At 70.5% G+C, this 15,319-nt stretch carries 16 protein-coding genes; 7 read left to right on the plus strand and 9 right to left on the minus strand.

Translation table 11 applies throughout. The features are described from left to right. Positions 1 to 119 precede the first annotated feature (119 nt). The 3 genes from ACFVXA_RS02480 to ACFVXA_RS02490 all read right to left on the minus strand — a co-directional run bounded on the left by ACFVXA_RS02480 (position 120) and on the right by ACFVXA_RS02490 (position 3,500). The gene (locus tag ACFVXA_RS02480) at positions 120 to 1,457 is read right to left on the minus strand and encodes a DUF2637 domain-containing protein (protein ID WP_383904378.1); all 1,338 of its coding nucleotides are present in this window, start codon (positions 1,455 to 1,457) and stop codon (positions 120 to 122) included. A gap of 192 nt (positions 1,458 to 1,649) precedes the next feature. After that, positions 1,650 to 2,531, minus strand: coding sequence for a DUF3558 family protein (locus ACFVXA_RS02485; protein ID WP_384019984.1), 882 nt, complete (start codon positions 2,529 to 2,531; stop codon positions 1,650 to 1,652). Between the two features lie 147 nt (positions 2,532 to 2,678). After that, positions 2,679 to 3,500, minus strand: coding sequence for a DUF3558 domain-containing protein (locus ACFVXA_RS02490; protein WP_390023550.1), 822 nt, complete (start codon positions 3,498 to 3,500; stop codon positions 2,679 to 2,681). Positions 3,501 to 3,703: 203 nt separating this feature from the next. On the opposite strand from ACFVXA_RS02490, the gene ACFVXA_RS02495 reads away from it, so the two are divergent. Continuing rightward, positions 3,704 to 4,897, plus strand: coding sequence for an RtcB family protein (locus ACFVXA_RS02495; protein ID WP_362018450.1), 1,194 nt, complete (start codon positions 3,704 to 3,706; stop codon positions 4,895 to 4,897). Positions 4,898 to 4,954: 57 nt separating this feature from the next. Here ACFVXA_RS02495 and ACFVXA_RS02500 read toward each other — a convergent pair whose 3' ends face one another. The 4 genes from ACFVXA_RS02500 to ACFVXA_RS02515 all read right to left on the minus strand — a co-directional run bounded on the left by ACFVXA_RS02500 (position 4,955) and on the right by ACFVXA_RS02515 (position 7,344). Beyond that, a complete protein-coding gene (locus ACFVXA_RS02500) occupies positions 4,955 to 5,719 on the minus strand; it encodes an SAM-dependent methyltransferase (protein ID WP_384019981.1) in 765 nt (254 codons plus the stop codon). A gap of 159 nt (positions 5,720 to 5,878) precedes the next feature. Next, on the minus strand, positions 5,879 to 6,040 hold the full coding sequence (locus ACFVXA_RS02505) for a hypothetical protein (protein WP_362018454.1): 162 nt from the start codon (positions 6,038 to 6,040) through the stop codon (positions 5,879 to 5,881). Further along, positions 6,040 to 6,819, minus strand: coding sequence for an SDR family NAD(P)-dependent oxidoreductase (locus ACFVXA_RS02510; RefSeq protein WP_383736684.1), 780 nt, complete (start codon positions 6,817 to 6,819; stop codon positions 6,040 to 6,042). Before ACFVXA_RS02510 ends, ACFVXA_RS02505 begins: the two co-directional genes overlap by 1 nt. A 189-nt stretch (positions 6,820 to 7,008) precedes the next feature. Further along, positions 7,009 to 7,344: a YnfA family protein gene (locus tag ACFVXA_RS02515; RefSeq protein ID WP_362018457.1), complete on the minus strand. Its 336-nt coding sequence runs from the start codon at positions 7,342 to 7,344 to the stop codon at positions 7,009 to 7,011. A 187-nt stretch (positions 7,345 to 7,531) separates the two neighbouring features. Here ACFVXA_RS02515 and ACFVXA_RS02520 point away from each other — a divergent pair, with 187 nt between their 5' ends. Next, on the plus strand, positions 7,532 to 7,993 hold the full coding sequence (locus ACFVXA_RS02520; protein ID WP_362018458.1) for a hypothetical protein: 462 nt from the start codon (positions 7,532 to 7,534) through the stop codon (positions 7,991 to 7,993). A gap of 245 nt (positions 7,994 to 8,238) precedes the next feature. On the opposite strand, the gene ACFVXA_RS02525 is transcribed toward ACFVXA_RS02520, so the two are convergent. Then, positions 8,239 to 8,637, minus strand: coding sequence for a helix-turn-helix domain-containing protein (locus ACFVXA_RS02525; protein ID WP_362018460.1), 399 nt, complete (start codon positions 8,635 to 8,637; stop codon positions 8,239 to 8,241). A gap of 124 nt (positions 8,638 to 8,761) precedes the next feature. Between ACFVXA_RS02525 and ACFVXA_RS02530 the strand changes: the two genes are divergently transcribed. After that, complete coding sequence (locus ACFVXA_RS02530) at positions 8,762 to 9,652, plus strand: zinc-binding dehydrogenase (RefSeq protein ID WP_383736680.1); 891 nt, start codon at positions 8,762 to 8,764, stop codon at positions 9,650 to 9,652. Between the two features lie 136 nt (positions 9,653 to 9,788). Here ACFVXA_RS02530 and ACFVXA_RS02535 read toward each other — a convergent pair whose 3' ends face one another. Beyond that, positions 9,789 to 10,604: a DUF6597 domain-containing transcriptional factor gene (locus tag ACFVXA_RS02535; protein WP_390023552.1), complete on the minus strand. Its 816-nt coding sequence runs from the start codon at positions 10,602 to 10,604 to the stop codon at positions 9,789 to 9,791. A 204-nt stretch (positions 10,605 to 10,808) separates the two neighbouring features. Here ACFVXA_RS02535 and ACFVXA_RS02540 point away from each other — a divergent pair, with 204 nt between their 5' ends. The 4 genes from ACFVXA_RS02540 (at position 10,809) to ACFVXA_RS02555 (ending at position 15,273) form a co-directional block, all read left to right on the plus strand. Next, on the plus strand, positions 10,809 to 11,903 hold the full coding sequence (locus ACFVXA_RS02540) for an LLM class flavin-dependent oxidoreductase (protein ID WP_389745450.1): 1,095 nt from the start codon (positions 10,809 to 10,811) through the stop codon (positions 11,901 to 11,903). Beyond that, the gene (locus ACFVXA_RS02545; RefSeq protein WP_390023554.1) at positions 11,900 to 12,622 is read left to right on the plus strand and encodes an FMN reductase; all 723 of its coding nucleotides are present in this window, start codon (positions 11,900 to 11,902) and stop codon (positions 12,620 to 12,622) included. Before ACFVXA_RS02540 ends, ACFVXA_RS02545 begins: the two co-directional genes overlap by 4 nt. Positions 12,623 to 12,867: 245 nt before the next feature. Then, positions 12,868 to 13,590, plus strand: coding sequence for a response regulator transcription factor (locus tag ACFVXA_RS02550; protein ID WP_362018469.1), 723 nt, complete (start codon positions 12,868 to 12,870; stop codon positions 13,588 to 13,590). Between the two features lie 210 nt (positions 13,591 to 13,800). Continuing rightward, positions 13,801 to 15,273 carry an ATP-binding protein gene (locus tag ACFVXA_RS02555; RefSeq protein WP_390023556.1) on the plus strand — a complete coding sequence of 491 codons (1,473 nt, stop codon included), beginning with the start codon at positions 13,801 to 13,803 and terminating at the stop codon, positions 15,271 to 15,273. Positions 15,274 to 15,319: the final 46 nt, after the last annotated feature.

Genomic DNA, 15,319 nt, shown 5'->3' on the forward strand with positions numbered 1-15,319 from the left:
GCCCCCTGGGGGGGGGGGGGGGGGGGGTTTTTGTTACTCCCCCCGGGGGGCCGGGGGGGGGCCCCCGGGCGCCCCCCCGCCCCCCCCCTCCTCGTACCAGCTCCTGCGAGCGGACGTGCCTAGGCGATGTGGTCCTCCTCCAGCTCCGCGTTGAAGCGGTTCTGGAAGCGGTCCGTGAGGTTCTTCAGCGAGCTGGGGCTGAGGGTGGTGCCGTACGTGGCCTCGATGTTGTCGCCGAGGACGCGCGGCGTGGGGAAGCTGCCGTCTATCGACTGGCGGAACACCTGGTAGTACGCCTCCTCCTGGGCCTTCTCGTCGGAGAGCGGCGACTGCTCCTCCCGCGGGGCGGGGATGGGAAGCTGCTCGGGTTCGGGAGCGCCGCCCTCGCCGAGCTGGCGGGTACGGCCGGGGCCCGCCGGGATGGGGAAGCTGCCCGTTTCCTCCGGCCCCGGCTCGTACGCCTGGGCCTGCTGCTCCTCGTACCACTCCTGGTACTGCTCCTCGGGGACGTACGAGGGGTCGTAGCCGCCCTCGTAGACGATCTCCTGGGGAGTGGGGGCCGCGAACCAGGGGCTGCCGTCCGGCTGGTACTGCTGCTGGTCCTGCTGTACGTGTTCCAGTCGCCCGGCGGCCTCGCCCGCGTCGGGGATGTGGCGCTGCTCGCTGTGAGGTGCCGCTCTCTGCGGGTCGGGCGCCGCCCCAGCGGCACGACTGCCCGCGGCCGCGTCCAGTTCCGGCTGGCGTGGGGCCGGGGGAAGCAGCGCGGGCTCGATGCCCGCTGCCGCCAGGCCCGAAGGTGCCGTCTCCGCCAACGGGACGCCGTAGCGCGCCAGGCGCAGGGGCATCAGGGATTCCACCGGGGCCTTGCGGCGCCAGGAGCGGCCGAAGCGGGAGCGGAGGCGGGCCTGGTAGACGAGACGTTCCTGCTCCAGCTTGATCACCTGCTCGTAGGAGCGCAGCTCCCAGAGCTTCATGCGGCGCCACAGGAGGAAGGTGGGGAGGGGGGAGAGCAGCCAGCGGGTGAGGCGGACGCCCTCCATGTGCTTGTCGGCGGTGATGTCGGCGATCCGGCCGATCGCATGCCGGGCCGCCTCGACCGAGACGACGAACAGCACCGGGATCACGGCGTGCATGCCGACGCCCAGCGGGTCCGGCCAGGCCGCCGCGCCGTTGAACGCGATCGTCGCGGCCGTCAGCAGCCATGCCGTCTGGCGCAGCAGCGGGAACGGGATCCTGATCCAGGTCAGGAGCAGGTCAAGGGCCAGCAGGACGCAGATGCCCGCGTCGATACCGACCGGGAAGACGTACGCGAAGTTCCCGAAACCCTTCTTGAGGGCGAGCTCGCGGACGGCGGCGTACGAACCGGCGAAGCCGATACCGGCGATGAAGACCGCACCGGTGACGACCACGCCGATGAGCACCCGGTGCATACGTGTGAGCTGAATGGGCGCGGCCACCCGTACTCCCCTCCCCTTGCGTGTTGTTGCGGCCAACAGGGTGGCACATGTGTGCGGCGTACGGGCGCGCGGTATGGAAGGAGCCCGGTCCCCGTGGGGGCCGGGCTCCTGCAAATGGCTTGACGGGGAGGCGAGTTGGCCCCCGGACCCGGCTGGAACCGGGTCGGCCTTTCGGCCGCTCGTCCGGCTCGTCTAGCTCTTCTTCGTCGCGGACTTGGACGGGGAGGCCGACTTCGACGCCGATGCGGAAGGGGAGGCCGACTTCGACGGGGACGCCGGCTTCGAGGAGGGCGACTTCGACGGGGAGGCGCTCGTCTTGGCGCCCCCGCCCCCACCCTGGTTCGCGGCGGACACCGCGGCCACCGCCTCCTTCGCGGCCTTCTGGGCGGCCTTCAGCAGGTCGGCGGCGTTCGGGGTCTTCTCGCCCGCCAGACCGGCGCCGTTGTAGTCGAGCGTGACGACGACGTTCTCGACGCGGGCCACGATCGTCTGCTGCTTGAAGGCGCCTTCCTTCTTCTTCAGGTCGTAGCTCACCGCCGTCGCCTGATCGCCCGTCCCGGACACCGGCTCCGACTTGATGTTCTTCGCGTCCGTCGCCGACCGCGCGCCCGTGACCTGCTTCTCGTAGTACGTCTGCGCGAGCTGGTCGCCCTCGCCACGCGAGTTCGACTCGAACCGCAGCAGCGCCACGTTCAGCCAGCGGAACTGCGAGCCCTTCACGCCGTTGTTGTCGAGGCTGCTCCAGTAGCAGTTGCCGCGCGTCGCGACATCGTCCGACTTGCCCTCCTTGCCGGACTTGGCACCCTTCGGGACCAGTTCGCCCAGCGTCTTCTTCGACACCACCGAGCAGGGCTCGGGCAACGTCTTGTACGCCGCCGGCTGGACGGCGTTCGCCGAGGCGCTCGCGGACGCCTTCGCGTCCGGGCTCGCGCCCGTGCCCTTCTTCGCGTCGCCACCGGAGCCGGAGTCCGAGGAACAGCCTGCGGCGACGAGCATCACCGGGACGGCGGCTGCGCTGACGAGGATGCGGGTGAGTCGTGGTGCTCGGCCTACTCGCTGTACTGGTCGGTGCATGGTTCCTTCACTCGTGGCGCTCGTGGTGCGGCCGCACATGGAGGGTGCGACCGGTCGGGTCCGAGGGGCCACGGTACGCGGTGAGTCGGCTGTGCGTTTCCGGTTCGAGGGGTTTGAGCGAGGGGGCCGGGAGGTGGCCCGGTGCCGCTATCCGTTGAGCGCGTCCGCCAGCTTCTGGGCCAGTTTCCGGGCCCTGTCCTGCATTTCCTTGCTGTCCGGAGCGTCGGTGGACGCGGTCGGCTGCTCGGCGTATTCGATCGTCACGATCACATTCGACGTGCGGAACACCACAGTCACCGTGCGCTGCCGGGCCGCCGAGGACGCGGAGCTCAGCTTGTCGTTCAGGAACGCCTCGTCGCCGAGACCGTCGAGCGTACGCGGCTGGAGATCGGCGGGGGTCTCGCTCGCGGAGGCGGAGTCCGAGCCGGAGTCGGAGGCGGAGCCGGACGACGACGCCGGGGAGGAGGGGGTGGCGGTGTCCGACGGGCTGGTGTCCGTGCCGGAGCTGGAGGCGGAGGGCTCGGGGAGGTGGGCCGCCGTCTCCTTGCCCGCGAAGACGCCGGTGGCCTTGGCGTCGTCGCTCACCGCGTTGTCGTACGAGACCACGCGCTCGAAGTCGACGAGGAGGTGGTCGGTGGCGGTCGTGGACTCCACCTTCCACTGGCAGCCGTCGCGCCGGTCCGTGTCGTAGGTGAGCGTGGCGTCGCCCGCGTACGCCTTCTCGCGCTGCTGTTCGTCGGTGATCTGCTTGATGCCGGGGAGGAGCGAGTCCAGGGTGTCGTGCGGGACCGAGCCGCAGGCCTCGGGGAGCGTGCGGTACTTGCCGGGCTCGGCCGCGGACGCCGTCGTGCCGGTGTTGCTCCCCTTGGAGTCGTCCGCCGTGCCGCCGTTCGCCGAACCGCTCGTGCAGCCCGCCAGCAGTGCCGCGAGGAGCACGGCGACGCCGGGTACATACGCCTTCCGCTGCACGGTCAGGCTCCTCTCGACGGTTCCCGACAGCGCTGCGGCCCGGGTGTCCTGTGGTTATTCGGTTGCCGCGTGGGGGCGGCCCCTGGAGACAATGTGTATCGCACGCACTGCTGTGCACGCCGGTCCGTTGTCCCATATGTCGACCTTGGCGCCAGTTTTGCGATCTAAAACTTCTGTTGGTTTTTCGGGGGAATGAGGACGATATGTCGTACGTAGAGGTTCCGGGGGCGAAGGTCCCCATCCGTATGTGGACCGACCCGGCGTCCGTCGAGGACGTCGCCCTGCGCCAGCTCCAGAACGTGGCGACGCTGCCGTGGATCAAGGGGCTGGCCGTGATGCCGGACGTGCATTACGGGAAGGGCGCGACGGTCGGGTCCGTCATCGCGATGCGGGACGCGGTGTGCCCGGCGGCGGTGGGGGTCGACATCGGGTGCGGGATGTCCGCCGTCAAGACCTCTCTGACGGCCAATGATCTGCCGGGGGATCTTTCGCGGCTTCGGTCGAAGATCGAGGAGGCCATTCCGGTGGGGCGGGGGATGCATGAGTCCCCCGTCGAGCCGGGTCGGTTCCATGGGCTCGCCACGGCGGGATGGGACGACTTCTGGGGGCGCTTCGACGGGGTCGCGGACGCGGTGAAGTTCCGGGAGGAGCGTGCCGTGAAGCAGATGGGCACGCTCGGGTCCGGGAATCACTTTGTCGAGATGTGTACGGATACAGCCGGATCTGTCTGGCTGATGCTGCACTCCGGTTCGCGGAACATCGGCAAGGAGCTGGCCGAACACCACATCGGTGTGGCGCAGAAGCTCCCGCACAACCAGGGTCTGGTCGACCGCGACCTCGCGGTCTTCGTCGCGGATACCCCGCAGATGGCGGCGTACCGCAACGACCTGTTCTGGGCGCAGGAGTACGCGAAGCACAACCGTGCCCTGATGATGGCGCTCCTGAAGGACGTCGTCCGCAAGGAGTTCAAGAGGGCGAAGCCGACCTTCGAGCAGGAGATCTCCTGCCACCACAACTATGTGGCGGAGGAGCGCTACGAGGGCATGGACCTGCTCGTCACCCGCAAGGGCGCGATCCGCGCGGGTTCCGGTGAGTACGGGATCATCCCGGGCTCGATGGGGACGGGTTCGTACATCGTGAAGGGTCTTGGAAACGAGAAGGCCTTCAACTCGGCCTCGCACGGCGCGGGTCGGCGCATGAGCCGCAACGCGGCGAAGCGTCGCTTCTCGACGAAGGACCTCGAGGACCAGACGCAGGGCGTGGAGTGCCGCAAGGACTCCGGTGTCGTGGACGAGATCCCGGGGGCCTACAAGCCGATCGAGAAGGTCATCGACCAGCAGCGCGACCTCGTGGAGGTCGTGGCCAAGCTGAAGCAGTTCATCTGCGTGAAGGGCTAGGTTCTGTCTCTCCGATCACGATCGGAGAGACAGAATTACCGACGGAGTGACGTCCGCTCAGTTTTTGCGTGCGGTCACCAGAGCGAAGGAGAGGAACTCCCCGCCGTCTGTGGTGAGCATGTCGATGACGGGCTGGTTTGCGCTCCGACCGTCCGGCTGGTGCTCGGCACACGCCCGGACCCACAGCAGCCAGTCCCGCCAGGCTTCTTGCTGCAGTCGCGCGGACGTGACCTCCACCAACTCGGTGATCTCCCACTGGAAGCGCCACCACTCCGCCGTGTGCCAGGCGATCGCTTCCCAGCCGACCACCTCCTTGATGTGGGGCGGGATGACCCCGAGCTCACGGGCCTCCCGCGTCATGGCGGGAGTCGCCATGCCCAGTTGTCCGCCAGGGCGAAGGAACCGCACCAAGTAGGGCAGGTAGCTGTCCGCCGTACCGAAGTACTCGAACGCGTCGACGCTCACGATGGCGTCGAAGCTCTCCTCCTCGAACGGCAAGGCGTGCGCCTCCGCTCGCACGGCCTCCACCTGGTCGCCGACACCCGCGTCGGCGAAGACGGCTGCCGCGTCCTCACGGGCGATCCACCAGTCGGCCGCGACGACTCGGGCGCCGTACTCGCGGGCCAGGAACACCGACGTGGCGCCCTTGCCGGAGCCGAGGTCGAGAATCCGCATCCCTGGGCGCAGATCAAGATCCCGGGCGAGGTCCTCGAGCAGCCACAACGGGTTCGGCCCCATGTCGAGGTCGAGCAACCAGGCGGGGTCATAGCGAGAAGAGCGCGGATAGCGGTCCGGACGTACGAGATCACTCAAGGCAGCCACGAGCACGAACCCAAGCCGATGATCGACCCGGGCACAACCCGATTTCGCCTCACCGCTTCGCCTCTCCGCCCACGTGGCACGGCGCGGCAACAGTCGGTCCGCCTCGCGGAGGTCGGCGACCGTACGGACGCCCGCGATCACTGGGACGGACGCCCGCGATCACTTGGCGTGTGTCACCGCGTAGATCATGACGAACGCCACGACGTGGATACCGAAGAGGAAGTACGCGAGGTAGTACCAGACCATGCGCTCGCGCTTCTTCTCCAAGGCGAGGTGGTTCTTCTCGCCGTCGGCGGTCGCTTCCGGTCCGGCCTCCGTCATCACGCGTCCCGGTGGATCTTCGTGTTCGACGCCTGAGCGCGGGGGCGGACGATCAGCAGGTCGATGTTGACGTGGCTCGGGCGGCTGACCGCCCAGGCGATGGTGTCGGCCACGTCGTCCGCGGTCAGCGGTTCGGCCACGCCCGCGTACACCTTCGCCGCCTTCTCCGTGTCGCCGCCGAAGCGGGTCAGCGCGAACTCGTCCGTCTTGACCATGCCGGGCGCGATCTCGACGACCCGGACCGGCAGGCCGACGATCTCCAGCCGCAGCGTCTCGGCGAGGACGTGCTCGGCGTGCTTCGCGGCGACGTAGCCGCCACCGCCCTCGTACGTGCCGTGGCCCGCGGTGGAGGAGAGCACCACGACCGTGCCGTCGCCGCTCGCGGTGAGGGCGGGGAGGAGGGCCTGGGTGACGTTCAGGGTGCCGATGACGTTCGTCTCGTACATCTGCCGCCAGTCGGCCGGGTCGCCCGTCGCGACGGGGTCGGCGCCCAGGGCGCCGCCCGCGTTGTTGACCACGACGCCGACCGTCTTGAAGGCCGTCGCGAACTCGTCGACCGCGGCGCGGTCCGTGATGTCCAGCGCGTACGCCGTCGCCTGGTGGCCCGCCGCGGTGATCTCCTCCGCCAGCGCCTCGATACGGTCCTTGCGGCGCGCGGTCAGGACGACGCGGTAGCCGGCCGCGGCGAGCTGCCGGGCCGTCGCCGCGCCGATACCGCTGCTCGCACCGGTGACGACGGCGATGCGGGAGTTGGCGGAGGGCGCGGCGGGCGCGGTCATGTGGGCTCCTCGGGCGGTGCGCGGTGTTCTCGGGCTGGTACGGCAGTCCTGGCCAGGATAGGCAGGAGGTGGGCGTCGGCGTCGAACGGCCCGGTGGGTGGTCCGGCGAGTTGCGGGACGTGGCCCGGAGGGTGGTCCCGTGAGTCGCGGGGCGTGGTCCGGTGAGTCGCGGGGCGCGGTCCGGTGGGGTCAGTTGCCGCGTGGCGCGTACATGATGACGGCCATTCCGGCCAGGCAGATCACGGCTCCGGTGACGTCCCAGCGGTCGGGGCGGTAGCCGTCCGCGACCATGCCCCAGGCGAGGGAGCCGGCGACGAAGACTCCGCCGTACGCGGCGAGGATGCGGCCGAACTCGGCGTTCGGCTGGAGGGTCGCCACGAAGCCGTAGACGCCGAGGGCCATGACGCCGGCGCCGATCCAGAGCCAGCCGCGGTGTTCGCGCACGCCTTGCCAGACCAGCCAGGCGCCGCCGATCTCGAAGAGGGCGGCGAGGACGAAGAGGGCGGCGGAGCGGACGATCAGCATGCGGTCACTTTCGCATGCGGTCGCGGGCGGTCGCGGGGGGACCTTGTGGGGGATCGCGTCACCTGATGGACGGCGCCTGTCCGTGGTCAGGGGTGGGATACATCGGGGGATCGACCTGGTGCTTCTCCGGTGCTTCTCCGCTGCTTCTGCGGTACTTCTGCGGTGCTTCTAGCGAAGGAATGACGTCATGCGGATTCTCTGTGCGGTGGGTGTGGGGGCCGTTCTGGTGGTGGGCGCGGCGTCGCCCGCCGGGGCCGTCCTCGCTCCCGAGGCCGATCTCGCCTATCACGGGCGCGTGTCCATGACCCGCGGGATCGTCGACGTGCGGTTGATCCCGCAGAACCACGGGCCGAGCGCCGTCAAGGATGCGACGGTTCGGCTGAGCTGGTCGGCGGCGCTCACGGACGCGCAGCGGTTGCCGGGTGCGTGTGCGCGGGTGGGGGCGCGGGCGGTGGTGTGCCGGACGGGGGCGCTGGCGGCGGACGGCCTTGGGGCGGCGATCGGGCTGACGGTGCGGCTGCGGGGGGTGCCGTCCGAGGTGGCGATGGAGATCGAGACGGTGTGGAGCGGGGGAGCCGCGGATCGTAACCATGGGAATGATCGACAGCGGGTACTGGCGCTCGATACCGGGGATTCGTACGTGTTCTAGCGGGGCGCTTCTTGCCGGGTGCGGGTGCGGGTGCGCTGGGTGCTGTCGGGGGCGCTTGTGGCGGTCCCTTTTCCGCCGGTCGTCCTTCCGCCGGTGGGTGGGTCGGGGCCGTGCCGGTACATCCTGCCCGTCGCCTGATGGACACTTCTGTTCGTTGTCATGGTGGGGCTTGGCTGTGACCACGTACGCGACGGGCATGGGATGTACCGGCACGGCCCCTCCCGTGCGTCGACGGGTGCGGGCTTTCAGGAGGACGCGTCGTAGCGGTCGCGGGCCTCGTTGACCTCCTCGATGTGGCGTTCCGCCCAGTCCTTGACGGCGGAGAGCAGGCAGCTCAGGTTCATGCCCAGGGGGGTGAGTTCGTAGTCGACCCGGACCGGTACGGACGGGGTGACGGTGCGGGCGACGATGCCGTCGCGTTCCAGTGAACGCAGCGTCTGCGTCAGCATTTTGGGGCTGACGCCCGCGATCTTGCGGCCCAGGTCGCTGTAGCGCATCGACCCTTCGGCGAGGGCGCTGACGATCAGGCTGACCCACTTGTCGCTGATGCGGTCGAGGAGCTGGTTGGTGGGGCAGCTCTTGATGAACGCGTCGTACTCGACGCGTGCCTGCTCGCGCCGCTGGGCCGCCGTCGTGGTCGCCATGGCTCACCTCCGGGTGACGTACGCACCTTCAGGTGCCTACTTACCGAAAGATAGTAACTCTTCATAGGGTTGTTGCAACGGAAAAGGAACCCGAGCACAACGCTTGCGAAGAGGGAGAGTTGACATGCGTGCAGCGGTGGTGACGGCCTTCGGCGGTCCGGAAGTCGTGGAGATCGTCGAGGTCGAGGTGCCGGAGCCGGGTGCCCGGCAGGTGCGGATCAAGGTCGCGGCCGCCGCGCTCAATCCGGTCGACGCGGGGGTGCGCGCGGGCGTCTTCGGGGGTGCCGGGAAGCGGTTGGGGCTGGGATGGGACGTGGCCGGGACCGTAGACGCGGCGGGCGTGGCCACGGGGTGGAACGTGGGCGATCAGGTGGTGGCGCTGGCATACGGCGCCGCCAAGTCCCTTGGTACGCACGCCGACTTTGTGGTGGTCGACGCCGACGCGGTGGCCGCGGCGCCCGCCTCGGTCGACGTGGCGCACGCGGCGACCCTGCCGCTCAATGCCCTGACCGCCGTGCAGGCGCTCGACCTGCTGGGGCTGGCGGCGGGGCAGAGTCTGGTGGTCACGGGTGCGGCGGGTGCGGTCGGTGGTTACGCGGTGCAGCTTGCCGTGCATCGCGGCCTGTCGGTGACCGCCCTGGCACGGGAGGCCGACGAGGAGCTCGTACGGTCGCTGGGGGCGGCCCGGTTCGTGCCGGATGCCGTGGCGGCGGGGAGCGTGGACGGGGTGCTGGACGCGGCTCTCCTCGGTGAGACGGCGCTGGAGTGGGTGCGGGACGGCGGTGCGTTCGTGGGCGTGATTCCGGGGGCCCAGCCGGCATCCGTACGAGGGGTGCGGACCGGCGCGGTGGAGGTGGCCGCCGACGGGGCGCGGCTCGCGGAGCTGGCGGCGCTCGTCGATGAGGGGGTGCTGACCCTTCGGGTCGCCGAGACGTACGCGTTGGACGAGGCGGCCAAGGCGCACGCCCGGCTGGCGGAGGGCGGGCTGCGCGGGCGGCTGGTCCTTCAGCCCTGAACGCCGAGCCCGCGGGGTGGCCCGTTGAAGTGGTTACTCCGCGGCGGGCACGCCCACGGACGCGGCGGGCGCGGTGAGTACGGCGGTGCCGGCGGTGTTGGGGGCGGTGGTGGGTGCGGTGTCGTAGTGGGTGCGTCTACGGATGCTGGACCGCGCTCGCGTACGCCGTCGGTGGGACGCCCACCGTCGCCGTGAAGTCCCGTACCAGGTGGGCCTGGTCGGCGTAGCCGAGGTCGGCTGCCAGGCCCGCCCAGTCCAGGGAGCCGGAGGTCTCCGCGCGCTCCAGGGCCTCGTGGATGCGGTAGCGCAGGATGATCCACTTCGGGCCGACGCCGACGTACGCGGCGAAGAGGCGCTGGAGGGCGCGGACCGTCATGCCCTCCGTGTCGGCGAAGTCCCCGACGTGCCGGATCGTGCGGTCGGTGCGGATGCGGTCGACCAGGGCCATGGCGAGGTCGGCCTGGGGGTCCGGCTCGGGCTTCAGGCTCAGGAGGAAGGTGTCGAGGGCGGCGACGCGGGCGTCCTCGTCGTCCGGCGCGAGGATCGCCGTGGGGGCGGTGCCGGGCGCCGGGAAGACCTCCGGGAGTCTGATGCGCCGGCCGGTCCACTCCGTCACCGGGTGCTCCGGGGCGAAGGGGCGGAAGCCGCCCGGCCGGAACTGGATGCCGCACACCCGTCCCCGCCCCTCCAGCTTCTGTGTGAAGAGGTCGAGTCCGATGCCGGAGACCTCGCCGAAGGGTTCGTGTCCCTCGTACTGCTGGAAGACGACGTTCACGGACGGGTGGGGGACGACATGGGAGGCGTACGGCTGGGGCAGGTCCCAGTCGATCAGCCAGTAGTGCTCCAGGTAGGGGCGCAGGGGCTCGGCGGGCTCGCGGCGCCGGAATCTCACGCGCGCGAAGAGCTCCGCGGCGTCGACGATGCCTCGGGTGTCACGGCGTGGGGCGGCCATGAGGGGATCGTAGGACGGCCCACTGACAATCCGGCCCGGAATGCGGCCCGGAATGCGGACGGGGATGGGGGCCGGAACGAGGCCAGGAAGGCGGGCCGGAATACGGACCGGAATGGGGGCCGGAATGCCGGCCCGGAATACCTGCGGCGGGGTGATGGTTCGAGGGTATAGTTGAATCGTCAACAACCTGGAGGATGAGCGACCATGCAGTTCGGGATCTTCAGCGTCGGAGATGTGACTCCGGACCCGACCACGGGACGGACGCCGACCGAGCACGAGCGCATCAAGGCCATGGTCGCCATCGCGCAGAAGGCCGAGGAGGTCGGGCTCGACGTCTTCGCGACCGGCGAGCACCACAACCCGCCGTTCGTGCCCTCGTCGCCGACCACCATGCTCGGCTTCATCGCCGCGCGCACGGAGAAGCTCGTCCTCTCCACGTCCACGACCCTCATCACCACGAACGACCCGGTGAAGATCGCCGAGGACTTCGCGATGCTCCAGCACCTGGCCGACGGCCGGATGGATCTGATGATGGGCCGCGGGAACACCGGGCCGGTCTACCCCTGGTTCGGGCAGGACATCCGCCAGGGCATCAACCTCGCCATCGAGAACTACGCCCTGCTGCACCGCCTGTGGCGCGAGGACGTCGTGAACTGGGACGGCAAGTTCCGTACGCCGCTCCAGTCGTTCACCTCGACGCCGCGCCCGCTGGACGGCGTACCCCCGTTCGTCTGGCACGGCTCGATCCGCTCGCCGGAGATAGCCGAGCAGGCCGCGTACTACGGCGACGGTTTCTTCCACAACAACATCTTCTGGCCCGCCGACCACACGAAGCGGATGGTCGAGCTCTACCGCGAGCGGTACGCGCACTACGGGCACGGCACGGCCGAGCAGGCGATCGTCGGGCTGGGCGGTCAGGTGTTCATGCGGCGCAGTTCGCAGGACGCGGTGCGCGAGTTCCGGCCGTACTTCGACAACGCGCCGGTGTACGGGCACGGGCCGTCCCTGGAGGACTTCACCGAGCAGACCCCGCTGACCGTCGGCTCGCCGCAGCAGGTCATCGAGAAGACCCTGTCCTTCCGGGAGTACGCCGGTGACTACCAGCGCCAGCTCTTCCTGATGGACCACGCGGGGCTGCCGCTGAAGACCGTCCTCGAGCAGATCGACCTGCTGGGCGAGGAGGTTGTGCCGGTGCTGCGCGAGGAGTTCGCCAAGGGGCGGTCGGCGGACGCGCCGGAGGCGCCGACCCATCAGTCGCTGCTCGCCGCGAAGGACTCCGAGGAGGTGACCGCCGTATGAAACTCGTCGTCGTCTCGGCGGGACTGAGCGTCCCGTCCTCCACGCGGCTGCTGGCCGATCGGCTGGCCGCCGCCGTGGGCCGGCTGACACCGGTCGAGGTGCAGGTGGTGGAGGTGCGTGAGCTCGCCGTGGAGATCGCGCACAACTTCACGAACGGGTTCCCGGGGCGTGCCCTCGGCGCCGCACTCGACGCGGTGACGGAGGCCGACGGGCTGATCGTCGTCACGCCGGTGTTCTCCGCTTCGTACAGCGGGCTGTTCAAGTCGTTCTTCGACGTGCTGGACAAGGATGCGCTGGCCGGGAAGCCGGTGCTGATCGCGGCGACCGGTGGGTCGGGGCGGCACTCGCTGGTGCTGGAGCACGCGCTGCGTCCGCTCTTCGCGTATCTGCGGGCCGTGGTGGTCCCGACCGGCGTGTACGCCGCCTCGGAGGACTGGGGCGCCGAGGGGCTGGAGAGCCGGATCGAGCGGGCGGCGGGGGAGCTGGCGGGGCTGATGCGGGGCCTGTCGACCGCGCAGCCGGTCCAGGACGGGCTTGAGGTCGAGGACGGGCGCGAGGGCGAGGACGGGCGTGAGGTCAGGGACGGGCATCAGCTCAAGGACGGGCTTGAGTTCAAGGACGAGCTCAAGGATGAGTTCAAGGATGGGCTCACGGACGGGCTCAAGGACGAGTTCAAGGTCGTGCCGTTCGCCGAGCAGCTGGCGGCGTTGCGGCGGTAGGGCTGCACGGCGGTAGCGCTGTAGGGCGGTAGGGCCGTAGGGCGGTCGTGGGAGGGGTTTCGTCCCCTCCGTCCCTACCCGTCCCGTACCGGGGGCGCTGCCCCCGGACACCCGCTTCTCGGACCCGGGAGGGGCTGATTCTGCCGCCCTCCGACACACCGGGGGCGGTGAGAGGGCGGTAAGAAGGGCGGATGGAGGTCCGTTCATCAGGTGGTATGCGGGCGGAGGCTTGGCAGACTGGTGGGGTGCCCCAGAATGTGCTGCTCGCCGAGGACGACCGTGCCATCCGCCATGCCCTGGAAAGGGCACTGACGCTGGAGGGCTATGAGGTGACGGCCGTCGCCGACGGGGTGGAGGCGCTGGCCCAGGCCCATCGCACCCCACCGGACGTGCTGGTCCTCGACGTCATGATGCCCGGCATCGACGGGCTCCAGGTCTGCCGTGTGCTGCGCGCCGAAGGGGACCGTACGCCCATCCTCATGCTCACCGCCCTGGTCGAGACCGCCGACCGCATCGCGGGCCTGGACGCGGGCGCCGACGACTACGTGGTCAAGCCGTTCGACGTCGAGGAGGTCTTCGCCCGGCTGCGCGCGCTGCTGCGCCGCACCGGCAACGGCGCCCTCGACGAGGTGCCGGGAGCCGCGTCGAAGGAGGTCCAGGCCTCGGACGGGCAGGTCGCCGCGGCCGGGCTGCGCATGGACATCCAGGCGCGCCGGGCCTGGCGCGGGCAGCGGGAGCTGGAGCTGACCCGGACCGAGTTCGAGCTTCTCGAACTGCTCGTCCGCAACGCGGGCATCGTCCTCGACCACGCCACCATCTACGACCGGATCTGGGGCTACGACTTCGGTCCCGGTTCCAAGAACCTCGCCGTCTACGTGGGGTATCTGCGGCGCAAGCTCGACGAGCCGGGGGCACCGGCGCTGATCCACACGGTGCGGGGCGTGGGGTACGTCCTGAGGGAGGACTGAGTGGCCCCCGCCGCCTCCAGCAGCTCCAACGGCTCCAACGGCTCCCCTGGCTCCAACAGATCCACCGGCTCCAGCAGCTCCCCTGGCTCCCCTGGCTCCGACGGCTCCAACAGATCCACTGGCTCCACCGGCTCCAGCAGATCCACCGGCTCCGGCAGGTTCTCCCGGTTTCGGCTGCCGTCTCGGTTTTCCCGGCCCCGGCTGCGGCGTATGTCCTCGTTGCGGGCCACCTTCACCGTGTCCTTCGCGGCCGTCGCAGCCGCCGTCACGGTCCTCGTCGGGTTCCTGAGTTACGACGCGGCCGCCCGGCTGGTGCGCGTGGACCAGCAGACCGTCTTCGCCGGGGTCGTGCAGGACCTGCGCAGCCAGGTGCGCGAGCAGTCGCTGAGCCCGGCCGACTTCTCGTCCACCGATCCCGACCACGACGGGCCGCTCGACGACATCATCCGGCCCAGCCGTACGGATGTGCAGGTGCTCGGGCCCGCGGGCGCGATCCATGATCACGGGAAGCCCGTGCTGCCCGTGGACGGTCACGACCGGGCGATCGCCGACGACGCGAAGGCCGGCAAGGTGGAGGAGCACAAGGAGGTCGACGTCGGCGGCGACCGCTACCGCGTGGCGACCGTCGCGCTCGGCGGCGGGCGGGGCGCGGTGCAGGTGGCCCAGCAGTTCAGCGACACGGAGGATCTGCTGCGGGAGTTGCAGCAGCGGACCGTGCTGCTCGTCGGGGCGGTGGTGATCGCGTCGGGGCTGTTCGGCTGGTGGCTGGCCCGGCGGATCACCCGGCGCCTGGTACGGCTGGCCGGGGCCGCCGAGGATGTCGCGCGCACCGGGCGGCTCGGCATTCAGGTGCCGGTCACCGGGTACGACGAGGTGGCCCGGCTCGGGCGTTCCTTCGACCGGATGCTCGGCCGGCTCGCCCAGTCCGAGGAGGACCAGCGGCGCCTGGTCCAGGACGCGGGCCATGAGCTGCGTACGCCGCTGACCTCGCTGCGTACGAACATCTCCATGCTCCGCCGTATCGACGAGCTGCCGCCCGCCGCCCGCGAGGAGCTCGTCGCCGACCTCGCGCTGGAGTCCCGCGAGCTGACCGACCTCGTCAACGAGCTGGTCGCGCTCGCGGCCGGGCGGTCCGACACCGAGCCGGTGCGGCCGCTCGATCTCGCCGAGCTGGCGGAGGACGTCGCGATCGTCGCGCGGCGGCGCAGCGGACGGGAGATCGCCGTGCGGGTGAGCGGTGACACCTCGGTGGACGGGCGGCCCACCGCCCTTCAGCGGGCGATCTCCAATCTCGTCGAGAACGCGGCCAAGTTCGATCGGGACGGGAAGGGGCCGATCGAGATCGCGGTGGTGGGCATGGGGACGGGGGCGAGTGCCGTGGGCGGGATCGAATCCGGCCCGGGCGCCGGCGCCGGCGCGACGGCCGGTCGGCGGGCCGGGACGGTCCGGGTCGAGGTGCTCGACCGGGGGCCGGGGATCGCCGACGGTGACCTTGTGCGGGTGTTCGACCGCTTCTATCGCGCCGCCGAGGCGCGCAGTCTGCCCGGGTCCGGGCTGGGGCTGTCCATCGTGCGGGAGGTGGCTGCCGCTCATGGGGGCAAGCCGTTCGCCTTCCGGCGGGACGGGGGCGGCGCGGTGATCGGGTTCACGGTGGGTGGGGGCGCGGCGGCGGAGGAGGGCTGAGGGGCGGAGGAGGGCGTGCTGGACCCCGCGTCTCCGGCATGAGCCG

This window comes from Streptomyces sp. NPDC058246, from assembly GCF_042881985.1.
In the GTDB taxonomy this organism is placed as follows: Bacteria; Actinomycetota; Actinomycetes; order Streptomycetales; family Streptomycetaceae; genus Streptomyces.